20 protein-coding genes and 1 riboswitch are annotated in these 17,846 nt (G+C 69.4%); of the genes, 7 read left to right on the plus strand and 13 right to left on the minus strand.

Annotation, left to right across the window (positions count from 1 at the left end):
• Positions 1–74 precede the first annotated feature (74 nt).
• Positions 75–1,259 (plus strand): hypothetical protein, encoded by a 1,185-nt coding sequence (locus BS69_RS0105545; RefSeq protein ID WP_029940978.1) that lies wholly within the window; start codon positions 75–77, stop codon positions 1,257–1,259.
• 23 nt (positions 1,260–1,282) lie between these two features.
• On the opposite strand, the gene BS69_RS0105550 is transcribed toward BS69_RS0105545, so the two are convergent.
• The 3 genes from BS69_RS0105550 to BS69_RS0105560 form a co-directional block, all read right to left on the minus strand.
• Complete coding sequence (locus BS69_RS0105550) at positions 1,283–2,590, minus strand: HAMP domain-containing sensor histidine kinase (RefSeq protein WP_051676566.1); 1,308 nt, start codon at positions 2,588–2,590, stop codon at positions 1,283–1,285.
• 62 nt (positions 2,591–2,652) lie between these two features.
• Positions 2,653–3,336: a response regulator transcription factor gene (locus tag BS69_RS0105555; RefSeq protein ID WP_029940980.1), complete on the minus strand. Its 684-nt coding sequence runs from the start codon at positions 3,334–3,336 to the stop codon at positions 2,653–2,655.
• 56 nt (positions 3,337–3,392) lie between these two features.
• Positions 3,393–3,821, minus strand: coding sequence for a PDZ domain-containing protein (locus BS69_RS0105560; protein WP_084184316.1), 429 nt, complete (start codon positions 3,819–3,821; stop codon positions 3,393–3,395).
• A 196-nt stretch (positions 3,822–4,017) separates the two neighbouring features.
• On the opposite strand from BS69_RS0105560, the gene BS69_RS0105565 reads away from it, so the two are divergent.
• Positions 4,018–4,200 (plus strand): hypothetical protein, encoded by a 183-nt coding sequence (locus BS69_RS0105565; RefSeq protein WP_029940982.1) that lies wholly within the window; start codon positions 4,018–4,020, stop codon positions 4,198–4,200.
• 59 nt (positions 4,201–4,259) lie between these two features.
• Here BS69_RS0105565 and BS69_RS0105570 read toward each other — a convergent pair whose 3' ends face one another.
• The gene (locus BS69_RS0105570; protein ID WP_051676567.1) at positions 4,260–5,255 is read right to left on the minus strand and encodes a retropepsin-like aspartic protease; all 996 of its coding nucleotides are present in this window, start codon (positions 5,253–5,255) and stop codon (positions 4,260–4,262) included.
• Between the two features lie 169 nt (positions 5,256–5,424).
• Here BS69_RS0105570 and BS69_RS0105575 point away from each other — a divergent pair, with 169 nt between their 5' ends.
• Positions 5,425–6,054 (plus strand): PilZ domain-containing protein, encoded by a 630-nt coding sequence (locus BS69_RS0105575; protein WP_029940984.1) that lies wholly within the window; start codon positions 5,425–5,427, stop codon positions 6,052–6,054.
• Between the two features lie 24 nt (positions 6,055–6,078).
• Here BS69_RS0105575 and BS69_RS0105580 read toward each other — a convergent pair whose 3' ends face one another.
• A complete protein-coding gene (locus BS69_RS0105580) occupies positions 6,079–6,528 on the minus strand; it encodes a PilZ domain-containing protein (RefSeq protein ID WP_084184320.1) in 450 nt (149 codons plus the stop codon).
• 43 nt (positions 6,529–6,571) lie between these two features.
• Here BS69_RS0105580 and BS69_RS0105585 point away from each other — a divergent pair, with 43 nt between their 5' ends.
• Positions 6,572–7,144 (plus strand): phosphatase PAP2 family protein, encoded by a 573-nt coding sequence (locus BS69_RS0105585; RefSeq protein WP_169738061.1) that lies wholly within the window; start codon positions 6,572–6,574, stop codon positions 7,142–7,144.
• Here the strand turns inward: BS69_RS0105585 and BS69_RS0105590 are convergent.
• Together BS69_RS0105590 and BS69_RS13200 are read right to left on the minus strand one after the other, a co-directional pair.
• Positions 7,116–7,712: a DUF938 domain-containing protein gene (locus BS69_RS0105590; RefSeq protein WP_029940987.1), complete on the minus strand. Its 597-nt coding sequence runs from the start codon at positions 7,710–7,712 to the stop codon at positions 7,116–7,118. The two genes, BS69_RS0105585 and BS69_RS0105590, sit on opposite strands and share 29 nt — an antisense overlap.
• Positions 7,709–8,179 carry an ABA4-like family protein gene (locus BS69_RS13200; protein ID WP_037504393.1) on the minus strand — a complete coding sequence of 157 codons (471 nt, stop codon included), beginning with the start codon at positions 8,177–8,179 and terminating at the stop codon, positions 7,709–7,711. Before BS69_RS13200 ends, BS69_RS0105590 begins: the two co-directional genes overlap by 4 nt.
• Before the next feature lie 98 nt (positions 8,180–8,277).
• Between BS69_RS13200 and BS69_RS0105600 the strand changes: the two genes are divergently transcribed.
• Complete coding sequence (locus BS69_RS0105600; protein ID WP_029940989.1) at positions 8,278–9,864, plus strand: hypothetical protein; 1,587 nt, start codon at positions 8,278–8,280, stop codon at positions 9,862–9,864.
• A gap of 45 nt (positions 9,865–9,909) precedes the next feature.
• Here BS69_RS0105600 and gcvPB read toward each other — a convergent pair whose 3' ends face one another.
• The 5 genes from gcvPB to gcvT all read right to left on the minus strand — a co-directional run bounded on the left by gcvPB (position 9,910) and on the right by gcvT (position 15,192).
• The gene (gene gcvPB / locus BS69_RS0105605) at positions 9,910–11,505 is read right to left on the minus strand and encodes an aminomethyl-transferring glycine dehydrogenase subunit GcvPB (RefSeq protein ID WP_029940990.1); all 1,596 of its coding nucleotides are present in this window, start codon (positions 11,503–11,505) and stop codon (positions 9,910–9,912) included.
• Positions 11,502–12,860 carry an aminomethyl-transferring glycine dehydrogenase subunit GcvPA gene (gene gcvPA, locus BS69_RS0105610; RefSeq protein ID WP_029940991.1) on the minus strand — a complete coding sequence of 453 codons (1,359 nt, stop codon included), beginning with the start codon at positions 12,858–12,860 and terminating at the stop codon, positions 11,502–11,504. Before gcvPA ends, gcvPB begins: the two co-directional genes overlap by 4 nt.
• Positions 12,861–13,607, minus strand: coding sequence for a class I SAM-dependent methyltransferase (locus tag BS69_RS0105615; RefSeq protein WP_029940992.1), 747 nt, complete (start codon positions 13,605–13,607; stop codon positions 12,861–12,863).
• A 104-nt stretch (positions 13,608–13,711) separates the two neighbouring features.
• Positions 13,712–14,083 (minus strand): glycine cleavage system protein GcvH, encoded by a 372-nt coding sequence (gcvH, locus tag BS69_RS0105620; RefSeq protein ID WP_029940993.1) that lies wholly within the window; start codon positions 14,081–14,083, stop codon positions 13,712–13,714.
• The gene (gene gcvT, locus BS69_RS0105625; protein WP_037504395.1) at positions 14,080–15,192 is read right to left on the minus strand and encodes a glycine cleavage system aminomethyltransferase GcvT; all 1,113 of its coding nucleotides are present in this window, start codon (positions 15,190–15,192) and stop codon (positions 14,080–14,082) included. The genes gcvH and gcvT overlap by 4 nt, the downstream gene beginning before the upstream one ends.
• Positions 15,193–15,356: 164 nt before the next feature.
• Positions 15,357–15,448, minus strand: a riboswitch (glycine riboswitch).
• Between the two features lie 146 nt (positions 15,449–15,594).
• Between gcvT and BS69_RS0105630 the strand changes: the two genes are divergently transcribed.
• Entirely contained in the window at positions 15,595–16,857 is a 1,263-nt protein-coding gene (locus BS69_RS0105630) for a vanadium-dependent haloperoxidase (RefSeq protein ID WP_051676569.1), read from the plus strand.
• Positions 16,857–17,210: a hypothetical protein gene (locus BS69_RS0105635; protein WP_029940996.1), complete on the plus strand. Its 354-nt coding sequence runs from the start codon at positions 16,857–16,859 to the stop codon at positions 17,208–17,210. The genes BS69_RS0105630 and BS69_RS0105635 overlap by 1 nt, the downstream gene beginning before the upstream one ends.
• Here BS69_RS0105635 and BS69_RS0105640 read toward each other — a convergent pair.
• Positions 17,200–17,841, minus strand: a complete 642-nt coding sequence (locus tag BS69_RS0105640) for a hypothetical protein (protein ID WP_245605115.1) — start codon at positions 17,839–17,841, stop codon at positions 17,200–17,202. The genes BS69_RS0105635 and BS69_RS0105640 overlap by 11 nt on opposite strands.
• Positions 17,842–17,846: the final 5 nt, after the last annotated feature.

Here is a 17,846-nt window from a genome sequence, read left to right on the forward strand (position 1 = left end):
GGGCGGTGTCACCTTACCGATTTGTCATGTCGGGGACAGGGTGGCGCGCAGGCGCGCGGGCGCATCAGCACGGCATGCGTGTCGGATTTCTCTTCAACCACGACCAGATCCACCAGGTCGCCCACAGCCTCCCGGTCGCCCTCGCCTTGGCCGGGTCGGGTGCGGGGATCGAGGTCGTCATCGCGACCACCAACGCCCGGCTCAGGGCCGAGGTCGATCACCTGATCGCCCAATGGCCCGGCAAGCCCGTCGTCACCCGGGTCGACCTGCGCCCCTGCAGCCTCGCCAGCCGGGTGGCGATCGGGCTGTTCGAAAGCGTCGCGCCGCTCGCCAAGCTCGCGGTCTATCGCGACAATCTCGATTTCTTCCGCTCGCTCGACGCGCTGGTGGTGGCGGAAAAGACGTCGGCGATCCTCAAGACGCATTACGGGCTCGAAGGGCTGAAGCTCATTCACACCCGGCACGGCGCCGGCGACCGCGCGATCGGCTTCAATGCGGCCAGCGCGCGCTTCGACCTCGTGCTGGTGTCGGGCCCGCTGATCCGCGACCGGCTGATCGCCGAAACGGGACTGGCGCCCGAGCAGGTGAGGATCGCGGGCTATCCGAAGTTCGACACCCTCTTCCAGCCACTGCCGAAGCTGCCGCTTCCCGAAGGCCGGCCGACCGTGCTCTACAATCCGCACGTCTCGCCGCACCTCTCCTCCTGGTATCGCGACGGCGCGGCGATCCTCGACTTCTTCCGCACCAGCTCCGACTACAATCTCATCTTCGCCCCGCACGTGATGCTGTTCGAGCGGCCCTTCGCGCTGACGATCGACAAGCTGACGATGAAGCGGACGGGCCATGTCCCCGAGGCCGTGCGGCGCGCGCCCAACATCCTGGTCGACACCGGCAGCCGGGCCTGTACCGACATGAGCTATACGCGGGCAGCCGACATCTATCTCGGCGACGTCAGCAGCCAGGTCTACGAGTTCCTCGAGCGGCCGCGGCCCTGCATCTTCGTCAACAGCCATGGCGTCGATCACGCGGGCGATCCGAGTTATGCCCACTGGGGCGCCGGCGAGGTGATCGGCTCGGCGGCCGAGCTGCCCGCGGCGCTGGCCCGCGCGACAGGGGAGCATCGCCGCCGCCATGAGGCCGCGCAGCTGCGGCTGTTCGGCGAACGGATCGCGCGGGTTCCCGGAAGCGCCTCCCGCCGGGCGGCCGGGCTGATCCTCGATTTCCTCCAGGGTCCGCGGGTCACGGCCGAAGCTGCCTGACCGCCTGGGCCCGATCGCCGCGATCACTCGTCCGGGCCCGCGTTCAGGGGCAGGTCGATCACGCCTCGCAAGCCTCCCCCGGCATCCTCGAGCCGGAAACTCCCGCCGTGGAGCCGGGCCACCGCCTGGACGAGGGACAGGCCGAGCCCGGTGCCCTGGCCATGCCGGGCGGGGTCGAGGCGCCCGAAGCGCTGCATCGCCTGCTCGCGCTGGTGCTCGGGGATCCCAGGGCCGCGATCGGCGACGAAGAGCAACACCCGGTCGCCGGCTTGCTTGGCGCCCAGCGTGACCCGGCCGGGCACGGCGTGGACGATGGCATTTTCGAGGAGGTTGCCGAGCGACTGGCTGAGCAAGGCGCGGTCAGCGCGCAGGGTCAGCGGCTCGGCGCTGACCTCGAGCCTGTGCCCCATCTCTTCGAACGCGGGGCCGTACAATTCGGCGAGATCGCCGAGGAGCGGTGCGACCTCGATCCGGGTGAAGCGCTCGCGCCCGGCCCCCGCTTCGACCCGCGCGATCTCCAGCGCGGTGGCGACGATCCGAAGGACGAGCTTCGCCTCGGCGGCGGCCTTGTCGAGCGCCGCGCGGGCGCCCGGATCGAGCTCGCCAGCCGAAAGCCGGTCGAGATTGACCTGGAGCCGGGTGAGCGGCGAGCGCAGGTCGTGCGCCAGTCCCTCGGTGACGACCTGGAGCTCGGAAACCAGATGCTCGATCCGCTCGAGCATATTGTTGATGCTGCTCCCGAGCAGGTCGAAGGCGTCGCCGGTGCCCTGCTCGGGAACGCGGCGTGAGAGGAGGCCGGCGGCGACCGCGCTGCTGGTCTGCTCGAGCACCCGAATCCGGCTGGTGACGAGCTTGATGGTGATGGCCGCGCCGATTCCCGCCAGCAGCAGGCCGAGCAGCATGGCGATGGTCAGCACCTCGCCGAGCAGCCGGAACAGCGCGGCCTCGTCCTCCAGCACATAGCCCGACAGCAGGCGAGCGCCGCCGTCGAGACGGGTCCCGATCACCCCCATGCGCTCCGGCGCGGCCCGGTCGTTGCGGAACAGGGAGATCTGGCGATAGCGGCTGTCGAGCGGCACGCTCGGCGGCCACTCGGCGATATTGCCCGCAAGCACCCGGCCCCGGGCGTCGACCAGCAGCAGGACCAGATCGCGATCGGCCGGATCGGCGGCCCGAGTCCGCACGAGACGTGTGAGATCGGCCATGCCCTCGTCGCGAAATTCGTCGGTCATGTCTTCGCGAAGCTGGATCGCGAGCGCGCGCGAATTGCGCTCGACCCGTTGCTCGGCGACCTTCCAGACGACCGCCAGCAGGATCGCCGCCGACAGCACCTGGAGCAGCAGCGCGACCGCGAACAGTTGCGCGGTGATCGAGCGGGGGGAAAGGCGGCGGGTCAGGCGTCGGGGCCCAGCCGATAGCCGGCACCGCGCACCGTCTGCAGCAGTTCGGGCCGACCCTCTTCCTCGATCTTGCGGCGAAGCCGACTGACGTGGACGTCGATGACGTTCGTTCCGGGATCGAAATGATAGTCCCAGACGCTCTCGAGCAGCATGGTCCGGGTGACCACCTGCCCGCAGTGCCGGAGCAGGAATTCGAGCAGCCGGAATTCGCGCGGCTGGAGATCGACCGGCCGGTCGCCACGACGGACCTTGCGGGTCAGGAGGTCCATTTCGAGGTCGCGGCAGCGAAGGCTGGTCTCGACCACCGTGGCCGTACCGCGACGCTGGAGGTTGGTGACTCGTGCCAGCAATTCGGCGAAGCCGAAGGGCTTGACCAGATAGTCGTCCGCCCCGCCTTCGAGCCCCTTCACGCGCTCGTCGAGCGAGCCCATGGCCGAGAGGAACAGGACCGGCGTGTGCGTACCCGCGGCGCGCAGCGCGGCAAGGACCGACAGACCGTCCATCCCGGGCAGCATCCGGTCGAGGATGATCACCGAATAGCTGCCGTCGGTCGCATGGAAGAGGCCATCGCGGCCGTTGTCGGCATAGTCGACGACATAGCCGGCCTCGGTCAGTCCCTTGCGCAGATAGTCCGCGGTATTCTTGTCATCTTCGACCAGCAGGATCTTGCGCGACATCTTGGCTCCAGACGGTGAGACTAGGTCGAGGGCGGGAACGGGTTCAAGGCCCGCGATCACCGAATGTCCACCGTCGTCACGAGATCGCGTCCGGCGCGCTGGAGCTCGAGGTCGAGACGGCCGGGCCGGTGCGACAGCAAGGCGCGGACGTCGGAGAGATTGGCGACGTCATCCTCGTTGATCCGCTCGATGACGTCGCCGACGCGAAGCCCCGACGCGCGGGGTCCGGGGCTCGCGAGGCTGGTCACGAACAGGCCGGTCGAGCCCGCTGGAAGCCCCGCCGCCTGCGCCAGGTCCCCCGTCACCGGTTGGACCGTCGCGCCGATCATCCGGTCGAAGCGGAGCAAGGCGGCTTCCTCGCGCTCGGCGGCGCGCAGCCGGGCCCCCTGGATCGCCAACAGCGCCATGGCGAGCGACAGGGTCATGAGGACGGGCCGGCCGAGACCGGGTCGAGGGGATGGTGGACGCTGCGTGGTGGCGGTCATGGGCGCGTCAGCGTGGCGCTCGGCGGATTGCGGCCAGTTGGGCGCAACATGACAAATCTCTCATGATGCGCCTGTTCCCGATGGAGAGACGGCCTTCCTTACCGATGCGTAAGTTCGGCTTCATCGAGCGCAGAGCCGGGCCGTGCGAGACCGAGGGCATCCCCGCTGACGGGGCCCATCGACAAGGAGTGACCACATGATCCGCACCACCCTCATCGGCCTCGGCGCGCTGGCGATCGCCGCCACTCCGGCGCTGGCCGCGAAGACCAGTGCCACCACCAAGCCGGTCGCCGCCGCTTCGGCAAAATCGACCCACAAGGCCGCCAAGAAAGAGGTGGCCAAGGCCCCGCAGAAGGCCGCGCACGCCAGGAAGCGCTGAAGTCCGGGCGGGTCGGGCTTCGCCCCCGGGCCCGACCTGCCTGCCCCTGCCGTCAGGAGTCAGCCGCGCTGGCGGCTCGTTCCGAGAAGGGCATTGTCCATCCGCTGGCCGCGCCCGGGCATGGCGAAGCGGAGCTTCCTCGCCGCGAGGTCGATGGTCACGCTGTCGAACGCCTGGAGCGCGTTCATGCCGAGCAGCAGCGCGGGCCGCTCGTTCAGCCCCATGGCGGTGAAGGTGTGGGCATCGGCAAAGGCGATTCCCAGCCCGGCCATCGTCACGCCTCCGATGTCGAGCTGGCGCACCAGCATGTAGCGCGCCTGGAGCATGGCCCCGGTGACCGAGCGCAGCTCGATCGGCTGGTTGTCGGTCAGTGCCCGGCGCCGGGCGAGCGCGCGGCGCAGCGCCTCGTTGCCGATCGAGATTTCCGAGCCGGTATCGAGGACAACGGTCAGGCGCTGGCCATCGAGCTCGGCCTCGGTGATGATCAGCCGGCCGGCGCGCTTGCGGGCTTCGACGACAATGGTGTCGGGCTCGGCCCGGCGGCTGGCGCGGTCGCTGGCCACGATCGACAGGAGATTGTTGCGAAAGTCGAAGCGGACCATCGCCGAGCGCAGGACGTCGGTCCCGAGAATCCCGTCGGCCCCGACGTTCTGTGCCTCGAGCACCGGCGCGGTGACATCGGGCAAGGTGCGGGTCGCGACCCTCATGCCGGTGACCGATGCGGTCGCGACACTGGTCTGGCCGGTGACGCTGTGGAGCTTGGCGGTGCGTCCCGGCGGAAGCGAGAGCCGGTCGGCGAGCTGGCGCGAGACCGCGCTGCTGTCGGCGCCGGTGTCGACGAGGAAGCGGAACGGCCCCGCCCCTCCGACCGAGACCGGAACGGTCAGCCGCGTGTCGGCGCCGGTGGTGAGATCGACCTGTTCGCCCGGCTTTTCGGGTGCCGGAGCCGGGGTGGCGGTCGCCTCGAGGCGGGTCACCTGACCGATCGGCGGAGCCGGGGGAACGGGCGAAGCGGCGAGCGGCACGGCGGCCAAGGCGATCAGGGCGATCAACATCGACGCTTCTCCCGGGGGATTTTTCGACGAACCGCCAATCTATCCCGGAACGGTAGCAATGGCCATCGGGCGCAACCCTTTGGCAACCAATCGGACCATAAAACCTCCTCGGGTGGGGAATGACGGTCAGGCCCCGGTCTGGCAGTCCGGGAGCTATAATGTGGATGAGATGCCCGTCGAAACGACCCTCTATTCGCTGAGTGACCAGGCGCCCCAACCTGAGGATCGCCGCGAGGGCGATCGGCATCTGACCCTTTTCCGGGTCGGAACGATGGTGGTCGACGGGCGCCGCGAGCTCTGCCTGATCAAGAATATCTCGGCCGGCGGCGCGATGCTCCGGCTCTATACCGGCGGGCTCGAACTCGGGAGCGAGCTGACCGTCGAGCTCAAGTGCGGCCAGCCGCTGTCCGGCAAGGTCGCCTGGGTCCGCGATCCCAATGTCGGCCTCGCCTTCGAACAACCGATCGACGTCATTGCGATGCTGACCCAGAGCGAGGACGGCCCCCGCCCGCGCATGCCGCGGATCGAGACCAATGCCTTTGTCACCATCCGCGAGGGCGCGAGCATCCACCGCGCCCGGGCGTGCGACATCAGCCAGGGCGGCATCAAGATCGCCACCTCCATCCAGTTCGCGCGCAATGCCGAAGTGGTCGTCAGCCTCACCGGCCTCGACCCGCAGCCGGCGGTGGTGCGGTGGATCGACAATGGCTTTGCCGGGATCACCTTCAACCGGCTGCTTCCGCTCCCGACCCTGATCGAATGGTTGCGCGGCCAGCGTCGGCAGAGCCGCGCCGCCTGAGCGGCACGCCCGCTTCCGCCTCGCTTATTCGCCGGGAACGTCGTGCGCGGGCGTCACCGCCCATCTCGCCGCCGCAATCTTTTCCGACGGGCTGAGCGGACGCGACGCAAGCCCCGGACGGCGGAAGTCGGGAGCAACCCGCGGGCGCGGGGTGGGCACATGCCGAAGCAGGGCTTCGGGCGTGAGCGGGGTATGGAAGTTGATTCCCGCACGCGTGCCGCGAACCCAGATCACCTTGCCCGCCACGATGAGGTCGCCGCGCTTGAAGCGGATCTCGGCGCCTTCCACCGGCAGGCAGTCGGATTCGACCAGTGCCCCATCGGCGGACAGGTTGCGCAGCTTGACGTCGAGCGTCCGTCCCGAGAGCTCGATCACGGCCGTCAACAAGACGTTGGAACGACGCTCGCGCCGGTTCTGGGCCTGACTGCTTTCATCCATGACGGATGGAACTAGAGCAGCGAGGTAAAACTTCATTTAACGGATGACCATGCGGACGACCCTTTTTGCGCTTGCCGCCGTGGCATTCTTCACCCTGCTGGCGCTGGTGGGAGGGGCCGGCTCGGGCTTCGACCGTGGAGTGGTCCTCTGGTGGACCGCGTGGCGGGCGGGCGCGCCGGGCGCGACTCAGGCACTGGTCGTCTTCACGCAGCTGGGCGGGTTCGCGGTCCTTCTCTCACTCGTGGCGCTGGCGACGGGCTGGCTGTTATGGCGTGGCGAGCGGCGCGCGGCGCTGCTGTTCGCCGCGACCGTGCTGAGCGGGCGTCTCGCGGTCGAGGGCCTGAAGCTGCTGGTCGGGCGGCCGCGACCAAGCTTCGACGCGCACCCGGTAACCGTGCTCTCGAACAGCTTCCCGAGCGCGCATTCGGCCAACAGCATGACGACCTTCCTCGCGCTGGCGCTGTTCGTCGCGCCCGAGCGCTGGCGACGCGAGGCGCTCGCGGGCGCGGTGGTGCTGAGCCTGATGATCGGCGCGAGCCGGCCGATGCTGGGCGTCCACTGGCCGACCGACGTGCTGGGGGGCTGGCTGTTCGGGCTGACCTGGGTCGGGGTCGCCTGGACGCTCAGCCGGCGCGCACGAAGCGCAAGCTGAGATTGTTGGCCGGCATCGCCCGGCGCTCGGCCAGGACGAGCCCGCGATCCCGGGCCTCGGCGGCGAAGCTCGTGAGTTCGCGCAGGCCGTAGCGCGGATCGCGCTCCTTGAGCGCGGCGTCGAAGGCGAGGTTGGACGGGACCAATGGCTCGCCCCGCACCCGCCAGGGCCCGTAGAGGATCAGCGGGGCGCCCGGCGCGAGCAGCCGCGCCGCGCCGTCGAGCAGGCCGATGCTCGCCTCGGGCGGCGAGATATGGACGAGGTTGATCGCGACAATCGCCGCGGCCTCGGTGACCGGCCAATTATCGGAGGCGACGTCGAGCGCGAGCGGCGGGCGCAGGTTCGGGGTTCCCTCCTCCGCGCGCCAGGCGGCGATCGATTCGCGTGCCTCCGGGTCGGGGTCGCTCGGCTGCCAGTCGAGGTTGGGAAAAGCAGCCGCGAAGGCGATCGCATGTTCGCCGGTGCCGCTGGCGACCTCGAGCACCAGTCCCGATGCCGGAAGCCACTCGCGCAGCACGGCCAGGATCGGATCGCGGTTGCGGCTCGCCGCCGGGGCGGTGCGCTTCACTTGGGCGTCTTTGCGCGGGCCAGCGCCCGGGCGCGGCGTTCGCGGACGAACAGCCAGAGGATGAGGCCGAGCGGACCGGCCAGGAAGGTCAGCAGCAGGAACGGCGCCTGCACCAGCCGGCCGAACCCCTTGTTGTCCGCATCGCGCGAGATCCACAGCCCGACGAACAGGTCGAAGGCGAGATAATGGGTCCAGCCCACCACCACGCCGGCATCGGTCCCGAACAGCGCGCGGATCCCGCCGATGCTGTAGTCCGAATAGTCGAACGGCCGCGTGCCCGCGGCACCGGGATCGACGAGGCCGCCGACCAGCAGGACCAGCAGGACCGCATAGGTCAGGCAGAGAAGCCCCACCCCGCCGAACAGGATCACCGAATAGGTGCCAGGCCGGCGCGGCGCGAACAGCAGCAAGGCCCAGCCGATCACGGCGACGAGGTTGGTGACACCGAAAAGCCACGGCCAGTTCATGACCTTGCCGTACCGGCTGCGGAGCACTCCCTCAACCTGTTGACTTCGCCCCCGGCGCTCGGCTCCAACCGCGGCACTACAGGGGGAGTTTGCTTTTCATGTCCGTTCGTCATGTCCTGCTCGGCGCGGCTGCGCTGAGCCAGTTGCTTGCCACTGCCGCGACCGCCCAGGTCGCTCCGCCGCCCGTTGTCACCGCGCCCGCCAAACCCGCGGGCTCGGCCTATCTCCAGTGCGACGGCCAGCCCAACAACATGACCGACGGCGAAATGGCCGCGCGGCTGCTGGGCGCGGTCACCCTGCTCGGCCTGTTCGCCAAGGCGCCCGAAAGCGCCGACGCTTCCAAGCGGCTCTCCGGTGCCGCGGGCGTCGCCGCCTGTTCCTCGCTGATCGAGGGCGAGCGCAAGGAGGGCAATCCCAATCGCCGGATCGGCCTCATCCTCGGCCGCGCGATCCACCAGATCGAAGCCAAGAATTACGATGCGGCGATGGCCGACGTCGCCATGGCGCGGCGCGAGGCCGAGGCCGCGGGCCTGACCCGCGACCCCTATTGGCAGCGCTCGCGCGGGCGCTCGTTCGACCAGCTCGAGGCGGCGATCCTGTTCCGCCAGGGCAAGGCGGCCGAAGCGCAGGCGGTGTCGCTGCGGATGACCGAAGCGCAGCGCTATGCCCTGTTCGGGCTCGCCGACCTCGACGACTACCAGAATTTCGTCGCGCAGCCGGCGGCGATCGAGGACCAGCGGGCGCAGGCCATGACGCGGCTCTTCTGGGTGACCGGGGTCGGCCGCGCGAGCCGGCTCGAACAGGCCGGCCGCTATGCCGAGGCGGCGAAGCTGCGCGACGCGCTGATCGACTTCGACACGGTGCACACGCCCGAGACCAACAACAGCGCGCTCATGGCGCAGGCGGCAATCAGCCATGCGCTCGCAGGCAATTGGGAGATTGCGGCGGCGCGGGCGACGGCGGCCAGGGCCAATAGCGAGGCCCGGACCGCGGCAGGCAAACCCGAAGACAGCCAGTCCGAGCTGGTCGAGCTGCTCGACCTCTACGGCATCCTCGATACCGCGCACAAAGGCGACGTCAAGGCCGCACGCCGGCTCTTCTCGGCGCGCTCGCAATGGGTGTCGCCTTCCTATGGCGCGGTCAGCGCGGTCAACCGGCAGCTGCGCGAAGGCGCGTCGGCGGACGAGCTGATCGGCGGGCTCGCCAAGACGCCCGAACAGCTGTGGGCCGAACGGGTCGAAGCCAAGAAGGCCGCGCTGCTGGCCAAGGACAGCGACAACAAGACGCTATTCTCCAACCTGACCTCGGCCCAATCGCCGGCGTCCTACACGGGGCTGTCGAAGAACATCTGGCAGACCGACAAGAGCCGGCTCATCCTCAAGAAGAAGGCCGACAGCAAGGACCCGTTCCAGCTGATGTATCAATATGGCCTCGCGCCCGACGTCGCGCAGCAGGCCTATCTCCTGCACGCGGCGCTGATGAGCAAGGCGCAGGGCCAGCCGGGCTTCGTCTTCCAGCCGATCATGGCCGACAGCCTGTTCGCGGGGAGCTTCCGGCCGGGCAAGCTCGGCGACAAGGGCTTCGCGCCCGAACTCTACTACAATGCCGACGAGGTGATCGCGGCGCTGCGGGTGCTGTTTCCCGACCCCGCAACGCTGAAGGCGCAGGCCGCCGCCAAGAAGTAGGACGAAGGCGGAGGGCGCCGGTCCGGGCGCCCTCCCCTCGTTCGCCTAGCGGTCGCCGACCTCGCTCGGGGTCGGCGCCTCGGCCGCGGCGGGGACCGGCTCCTTCCAGGCGACCACGGGCTTCCTCGCCGCGAGCGTCTCGTCGAGGCGGCGGCGCGGGGCATGGACCGGCGCGGACTTGAGGCTCTCGTCGCCCGCGCGGCAACGCTCCGCCACCGAGCGCAGCGCCATGATGAACTGGTCGAGCGCGGCCTTGCTCTCGGTCTCGGTCGGTTCGACCAGCATCGCGCCATGCACCACCAGCGGGAAGTACATGGTCATCGGGTGATAGCCCTCGTCGATCAGCGCCTTGGCGAGGTCGAGCGTGCTGATCCCGTCGGCAAAGCCCTTATCGCTGAACAAAGCCTCGTGCATGCACGGGCCCGAAAAAGCGAAGGGCGCGTCGAGCACGTCCTCGAGGCTGCGGAGGATGTAGTTGGCGTTGAGCACCGCGTCCTCGGCGACCTGCTTCAGGCCATCGGCACCGTGGCTGAGGATGTAGGAGAGCGCTCGGGTGAACATGCCCATCTGGCCGTGGAAGGCGGTCATCCGGCCGAAGGTGTGCGGATGCTCCTCGCCCGCTTCCTCTTCCTCGATCAGCTTGACCGAGCCGTCGGCATAGCGGGCGGTGAAGGGCAAGGGACCGAAGGGCGCCAGCGCTTCCGACAGCACCACGGGGCCCGAGCCCGGCCCGCCGCCGCCGTGCGGGGTCGAGAAGGTCTTATGGAGGTTGATGTGCATGGCGTCGACGCCAAGGTCGCCCGGGCGGACCTTGCCGACGATCGCGTTGAAGTTCGCGCCGTCGCAATAGACGAAGGCGCCGGCGGCATGGACCGCATCGCTGATCGCCTTCATGTCGGGCTCGAACAGGCCGCAGGTGTTGGGATTGGTGATCATCACCGCGGCGACGTCGGGACCAAGCCGGGCCTTGAGCGCTTCGAGGTCGACGCGGCCGGCCGCGGTCGCGGGGATGTTCTCGACCCGGTAGCCGCAGAAGGCCGCGGTGGCGGGGTTGGTGCCGTGCGCGCTCTCGGGCACCAGCACGACCTGGCGCGCGTCACCGCGGGCTTCGAGCGCGGCGCGGATGCAGAGCAGGCCGCAGAGCTCGCCATGGGCGCCGGCCTTGGGGCTCATCGCGACGCCGTGCATGCCGGTGAGGTCGACCAGCCAGAAGGCGAGCTCGTTGATCAGCTCGATCGCGCCCTTGACCGTTTCCTTGGGCGCGAGCGGATGGATGTCGGCGAAGCCGGGCAGCCGCGCGACCTTCTCGTTCAGGCGCGGATTGTGCTTCATCGTGCACGAGCCGAGCGGGAAGAGGCCGAGGTCGATGGCGTAATTCTGCCGCGACAGGCGGGTGTAGTGGCGGACGGTCTCGGGCTCGGTGAGGCCGGGAAGCCCGATGGGAGCCGAGCGAAGGAGCGTGCCGAGCCGGCCGGTGTCGGCGCTGGCCGGGGCGATGTCGACGCCGGTGCGGTCGGTGTCGCCGATCTCGAAGATCAGCGCTTCCTCGAGCATCAGCGCGCGATTGCCGGTGACGGTGCCGGTGTCGGTCGCCGAGGCGATGGGGGTGGTGGGCTTCCAGCCGCTCTGGTTGATGGTCACTTGACTGCCTCCGTCAGCGCTTCAACCAGCGCATCCATGTCCTTGTCGGTCGCGGTTTCGGTGACGGCCACGACGAGGCCGTTGGCGAGCGCCGCTTCGCCCGGATAGAGTCGGCCAAGGCTGACCCCGCCGAGCACGTTCTTCTCGACCATCCGGTGGACGGCGGGACGCGCCTCGACCGGAAGCTTCAGCGTGAATTCGTTGAAGAAGAGGTCGTTGACGAGCTCGACGCCCGGGATGGCGGCGAGACGCTGCGACAGTTCGACCGCGCGGGCGTGGTTGAGCTCGGCCAGTTGCCGCAGCCCCTTCTCGCCGAGCAGGGTCATGTGGATCGAGAAGGCGAGCGCGCACAGGCCCGCATTGGTGCAGATGTTGCTGGTCGCTTTCTCGCGGCGAATGTGCTGCTCGCGGGTCGAGAGGGTGAGGACGAAGCCGCGGCGGCCGTCGGCGTCGATGGTCTCGCCCGCGATCCGGCCGGGCATCTGGCGGATGTGCTTCTCGCGGCAGGCGAACAGGCCGACGTAGGGACCGCCGAAGTTGAGGCCGACGCCGATCGACTGGCCTTCGCCCACCACGATGTCGGCGCCCATCTCGCCGGGGCTCTTGAGCAGGCCGAGCGCGACCGGCTCGGTGACCACCGCGATCAGCAGCGCGCCCTTGGCTTGGGCGGCCTGGGCGAGGCCCGAGAGGTCCGCGACCCGGCCGAGGATATCGGGATATTGGACCACGACCGCGCTGGTCTCGTCATCGATCCGGCCGATGAGGTCGTCGATGTCGGTCTCGGTGGTCAGCGTCGGGACGGCGGTCTCGAGCGTGTCGCCGGTGAACTTCGCCATGGTGTTGCAGACCGAGACGTAATGCGGGTGAAGCCCGCTCGAGATCAGCGTCTTCGACTTGCGGGTGATGCGCCGGGCCATGCCGATCGCTTCCCAGCAGGCGGTCGAGCCGTCGTACATCGAGGCATTGGCGACCTCGCAACCCATGAGCCGGGCGACCTGGCTCTGGAATTCGAACAGGACCTGCAGCGTCCCTTGCGCGATCTCGGGCTGGTAGGGCGTGTAAGCGGTCAGGAACTCGCCGCGCTGGATCAGGTGATCGACGCTGGCGGGGACAGGGTGCTTGTAGGCGCCGCAGCCGAGGAAGAAGGGCACCTCGCCCGCCGGCACGTTCTTGCGGGCGAGCGCCGAGAGGTGGCGCTCGACCTCGAGTTCGGTCGCATGGGACGGAAGCTTGGCGATCGGGCCATCGAGGCGGGCCTCTTGCGGAACATCGCGGAACAGGTCGTCGACATGGGCGACGCCGATCGTCTCGAGCATCGCCGACCGGTCGGCATCGGACAGGGGAAGATAGCGCATCTAGGGCTTTCTCATGGTGAAGCGGAGGCGGACGTAATCGGCGATGTTGCTGCCGTGGCGCTCGGCGACGGCGGCGGCGATGGCGGGGCGCTGGTCCTCGGGAACGCCGGCCCGGTCGAGCCAGCCCTTGCGGAAGGCGAGGACCCAGCCTTCGACCCCATGGTCGAGCGGGGTCGGGCGGTCGATCAGCTCGGCATCGACGTCGCGGAAGCCGACGCTCTCGTAGAGCTCGGTGAACTCGGCCACGGTCGGATACCAGTTGGCGGCATAGGTCGGCGGGCCGAAGCCGCGCGCGACCAGTTCGTCGTCGAGGTCGCGGCGAAGCGCGGCAAGGTTGCCCGCCCCGCCCATCTCCCCGACGAAGCGCGCACCGGGCTTCAGCGCGAACCAGATGGCGCGCGCGGCGCGTTCCTTGTCGAGCACCCAGTGAAGGGTGGCGTTGGAGAATGCGGCGTCGAAGGCCTCGGAAAAGCGCAGGTCGGCGACGTCCATCAGCCGCGCGTCGAGCCCCTTGGCCTTGGCCGCCGCGATCATCGACAGGCTGTTGTCGATGCCGACCACGTCGGCCCCGGCTTCCTTGATGCGGAGCGTGAGCGTCCCGTCGCCGCAGCCGACGTCGAGGATATGCTCGCCCGGCTGCGGGGCGAGCAGATTGAGCGCGGCCGCGCCGAGCGCCGGCACGAAGCCGCCGACCCGGGCATAATCCGCAGCGTCCCAGCTCGAGGTGGAGAGAATGTCGGTGGTCATGAAGTCAGCAACCCCGGACCGTTCGTGCCGAGTGAGGTCGAAGCACGCTTGCGCAGGCGCCCTTCGACTTCGCTCAGGGCGAACGAGGATGGGGATTGGGTCATTCAGAGCGTCGCCACCCAGTCGCGGTAGGCGGCCTCGTCCATCAGGCCGTCGAGCTCGCCCGGGTCCGACAGGCGAAGCTTGAAAAACCAGCCGGCCCCCTCGGGGTCGCTGTTGATGATCGAGGGATCGTCGGCGATGGCCGGATTGGCCTCGACCACCTCGCCGCTCGCCGGCGCATAGACGTCGCTCGCGGCCTTGACCGATTCGACCACCGCGGCGTCGCCGCCCTTGGTCAGCTGCTTGCCGGCTTCGGGCGCCTCGGCGAAGACGATGTCGCCAAGCTGGCTCTGGGCATGGTCGGTGATCCCGACCGTGGCGGTGTCGCCTTCGACCCGGATCCACTCATGCTCTTTGGTGAAGTGGAGGCTCATGCGGTTTTCCCCTTGCGATGGTAACGATGCGGAACGAACGGGAGCGTCGCGACGGTCCCGCGGAAGAGCTTGCCGCGCTGCTCGAGCGTCAGCGCAGTGCCGGGCTGGCCAAGGTGGGCCGCGACATAGCCCATGCCGATCGGCGCCTCGGTGCTGGGCGAGAAACCGCCGCTGGTGACCCGGCCGACCTCATTGCCCTCGTCGTCGAGGATCCGGGCGCCCTCGCGGACCGGCTGGCGGCCCTCCACGGTGAAGCCGACGCGTTTCGCGACAGGGCCCTGCTCGAGCTCGGCGAGGATCCGGTCGGCCCCGGCGAACCCGCCCTCGGCGCGGCGGCGCTTGTTGATCGCGAACAGGAGGTCGGCGGCGACCGGGGTGGTCGTCTCGTCGAGGTCGTGCCCGTAGAGCGGGAGCCCCGCCTCGAGCCGGAGCGAGTCGCGGGCACCGAGCCCGATGGGGCGGACCCGTTCGTCGGCGAGGAGCAGGTCGGCGACCGCCTCGGCGGCCGCGGCAGGAATGGAGATCTCGACCCCGTCCTCGCCGGTGTAGCCGGAGCGGCTGATCCACGCCTCGGTCCCGCCGAGCGAGAAGGCGCCGGCCTGCATGAAGCCCAACTCCGCGACGCCCGACGCATGCGCCGCGATCACCGCCACCGCTTCGGGCCCCTGGAGCGCGAGCAGGGCCTGGTCCTCGAGATAGGTGAAGGCGACCCCGGCGGCGCGGAGCACGTCCATGTCGCCATGCTTGGTCGCGCCGTTGACGACGAGGTACCAGCCGTCGGCCCGCCGCGTGATCATCAGGTCGTCGAGGATCCCGCCGGCCTCGTTCAGCAGCAGGCTGTACTTGGGCCGGGCCTCGCTCATCGCCTGGAGGTCGCCCGGAAGCAGCCGCTCGAGCGCCTCGGTCTGGTCGAGCGGCGCGAGGATCTGCCCCATGTGGCTGACGTCGAACAGGCCGGCGTGGGTCCTCGTCCAGCGATGCTCGGCGATGATGCCCTCATACTGGACCGGCATGTGGTAGCCGGCGAAGGGCACCATCCGGCCGCCGCGGCCACGGTGCCAGCCGTCGAGCGGCAGGGAGTTCAGGTCGGTTTCGAGCACGTCGGCCACGGGGACACTCCAAGAGGTTCGGCCCTCCCCCGCCCGTTTCCGCGCGACGAAAGAGCATTCGAACCCCCGTCTGTCCCTTGGCGCCTGAGAGCTTTCCCCCGCTACGGGCGAGGTTACCCCTTCGGCGGCCGGGGCCGGAGCCGCGGCACTTTCCAGACGACCTTCGACCACGCGCGGTCCTTTTGCCTGAGAGATTCCGGGGGCGGTTGCTCCTTCGGCGCCCTGGTCGAGCCAGGGCCTCTCCCGCGCGAGTCGCCCGGCGTTGCCGCCGGACTGGCTGAGTGCGGCTCTAGGGGGCGGTGCCTCCAAGTCAACGCGCCTTGAGGCCAGGGGTGAAGATTACACTTTGGGCCGGGCCAAGCTGTGATAGTTTCGGGTCCGCATTGTCAGGGGGATCGACCGATGCGTCACATCAGGCTGCTGCTCGCCACCACGCTCGCGCTCGGCGCGGCCGTACCCGCTCACGCCGACACCATCTGCGAGTGGATGGATTTCGCGCGAAAGGCCCTGCCCGAGCGGCCGCCACAGGGACAACTCACCATCATCCGCGATGGGCAGGGCGACCATAGCGAGACCAAGGTCGCGCTGGCGATGTTCGAGGCGCTGAACGCGATCGACCATCGCTATCGAAGCTATGTGGGCCTGCCGGTCGGGGCGGCCGATGCCGACCAGCAGGCCGCGGCGATGACCGCTGCAACCGAAGTGCTGCTGAAGCTCGCGCCCACGAACCGCACCGCGGTCCAGGAAAGCTACGACCTTGCCCTGGCCGGGATCGCCGAGGGACCGGCCAAGGCCAGCGCCATTGCGATCGGCAGGCAGGCCGCCGCCGCGGTGCTCGCCCTGCCCGACATCGATTCGACGGTGAAGCAGTCCGACTATCGGCCCGCCGCGGCGCCCGGTCAGTGGGTGCCGACCGCGCTACCGGTGATCGGCCCCTATTCGGTGGCCTACCGCCCGTGGGTCCTGCGGAGCGCAAGCGAAGTGCGGCCCGCGCCGCCGCCGCCACTGACCAGCGAGCGCTACGCCCGCGACCTCGACGAAGTGAAGCGGCTGGGCGCGATGAACAGCCAGGAGCGCACGCCGACGCAGACGCTGATGGCGCGCTACCGGATCAACAGCGACGAAATGCCGGCGCTCAGGGAACTGATGGACCAGAGCGGGCGCCGGCTGGTCGACAATGCCCGGATATTCGCACTCTACGACATGATCGGTGACGACGCCGGCATGGCGATGTCGGACGGCAAGCTGCATTATGATTTCTGGCGGCCGATCACCGCGATCCGCAACGCCGACAAGGACGACAATCCGGCGACGACCGCAGACCCGGCCTGGGTCCCGCTGATCAATACGCCCAATCACCCGGAATATCCGTGCGGCCATTGCATCGGGGCGGGCGCGGTCGCCGAGCTGATGGCCGCGGTCGGCGGCAGGAAGCCAGCCTGGGGCGTGCGGATCGCCAGCGGCTCGCTCGGCACGTCGGCGGTGCAGGTCACCCCTGACTGGGAGGAATGGGCGCGCCAGGTCAGCTTTTCGCGGACGCTGGGCGGGGTGCACTATCGCTTCAGCAACGAGGCGGGCGAAGCGATGGGCCGCAAGGTGGCAAGGCTCGGGCTTGAGCGGGCGCTCCAGCCGCTGCCGGCAAACGAATTGAGGCCGGCCTCCTGATGCTGCGGCGGATCTTCGGGACCCTTGGCGGCATCGTCGCTGGCATGGCAAACATCATGCTCATCGAATGGGTTGCGCATGTTGCGATCGGGGGCGACTCGTCCTCCCCCACCACCCCGATGCTCGTGTCCGTGCTGATCGCCTGGGCCGCGGGCTCGCTTGTCGGAAGCTCGGCGGCGCTTCGCCTGGCCAGGTGGCGCGGCGGCCCCTGGGTCGTCGGGGGTTTCATTGCGCTTGGCGTGATCGCCAATCAGTTCAGCGTTCCGCAGCCGGTGTGGATGACGGTCGTGGGCATCGCCGCGGCCCTCGTCCCCGCCTGGCTGATCGCGACGCGGGCGCCGCTTAGCGCGTAGCGTTATAGCGGAGCTGGTCGGTCGAGAGCTGGAAGCCGACCAGCTGTTCGAAGGTCGCCTTGGCGACCGCCTCGCGGACGCGCGGATCGGTCAGCGGGTCGACCGCGGCGTCGGCGTCGCCGGGGCGGCGCTCGCGGGTCAGCTCGCGCTGGATGTCGGCCGGGAGCATCACCGCCGAGCGGGCGACCCGGACCGTGGTCTGGCTGCTGGTCTGGGCGCGCAGCGAACCGGCCGGGAAGTCGAGCGCGACCGCGCCGACCTTCTTGGCGACGAGATTGGTCCCGCCCTGCACCGCCACCGCGAAATAGGGCAGCACGACCTGGCGCGCGGCGCCGGGATCGCGGCGCGTGGCGACGACATCGAAGGTCGCGGTGCTGACGACATTGGCCGCGTCCTCGGTGCAGGTCGCGCGCAAATTGGTGATGGTCGCCACCACGTCGATCGCGCGGCTGTCGCGGCTGGTCGCCGGATCGAACAGGGTGACGTCGCCGGTCGCGGCGGGAATCGCCACCTGCGGGCAGCCGGTGCGGGTGACGTAGACCCCGTTGTCGGCGATGGTCCCGTCGCGGGCACAGGCACCGAGGGCAAGGGCAAGGGCGGCGGCCGACAGGGCCCGATGCGACATCTTCATGGGAA

Source organism: Sphingomonas astaxanthinifaciens DSM 22298, assembly GCF_000711715.1.
GTDB lineage: Bacteria > Pseudomonadota > Alphaproteobacteria > Sphingomonadales > Sphingomonadaceae > Sphingomicrobium > Sphingomicrobium astaxanthinifaciens_A.

Bases quoted from the DNA above. Each gene is read 5' to 3' on its own strand.
- BS69_RS0105560 (WP_084184316.1), bottom strand. From the start codon at position 3,821: ATGACCGCCACCACGCAGCGTCCACCATCCCCTCGACCCGGTCTCGGC.
- BS69_RS0105600 (WP_029940989.1), top strand. From the start codon at position 8,278: ATGTCCGTTCGTCATGTCCTGCTCGGCGCGGCTGCGCTGAGCCAGTTG.
- BS69_RS0105565 (WP_029940982.1), top strand. From the start codon at position 4,018: ATGATCCGCACCACCCTCATCGGCCTCGGCGCGCTGGCGATCGCCGCC.
- BS69_RS0105580 (WP_084184320.1), bottom strand. From the start codon at position 6,528: ATGAAGTTTTACCTCGCTGCTCTAGTTCCATCCGTCATGGATGAAAGC.
- BS69_RS13200 (WP_037504393.1), bottom strand. From the start codon at position 8,179: ATGAACTGGCCGTGGCTTTTCGGTGTCACCAACCTCGTCGCCGTGATC.
- BS69_RS0105635 (WP_029940996.1), top strand. From the start codon at position 16,857: ATGCTGCGGCGGATCTTCGGGACCCTTGGCGGCATCGTCGCTGGCATG.
- BS69_RS0105555 (WP_029940980.1), bottom strand. From the start codon at position 3,336: ATGTCGCGCAAGATCCTGCTGGTCGAAGATGACAAGAATACCGCGGAC.
- BS69_RS0105545 (WP_029940978.1), top strand. From the start codon at position 75: ATGCGTGTCGGATTTCTCTTCAACCACGACCAGATCCACCAGGTCGCC.
- BS69_RS0105640 (WP_245605115.1), bottom strand. From the start codon at position 17,841: ATGAAGATGTCGCATCGGGCCCTGTCGGCCGCCGCCCTTGCCCTTGCC.
- BS69_RS0105630 (WP_051676569.1), top strand. From the start codon at position 15,595: ATGCGTCACATCAGGCTGCTGCTCGCCACCACGCTCGCGCTCGGCGCG.
- BS69_RS0105575 (WP_029940984.1), top strand. From the start codon at position 5,425: ATGCCCGTCGAAACGACCCTCTATTCGCTGAGTGACCAGGCGCCCCAA.
- gcvPA (WP_029940991.1), bottom strand. From the start codon at position 12,860: ATGCGCTATCTTCCCCTGTCCGATGCCGACCGGTCGGCGATGCTCGAG.
- gcvH (WP_029940993.1), bottom strand. From the start codon at position 14,083: ATGAGCCTCCACTTCACCAAAGAGCATGAGTGGATCCGGGTCGAAGGC.
- BS69_RS0105615 (WP_029940992.1), bottom strand. From the start codon at position 13,607: ATGACCACCGACATTCTCTCCACCTCGAGCTGGGACGCTGCGGATTAT.
- BS69_RS0105570 (WP_051676567.1), bottom strand. From the start codon at position 5,255: ATGTTGATCGCCCTGATCGCCTTGGCCGCCGTGCCGCTCGCCGCTTCG.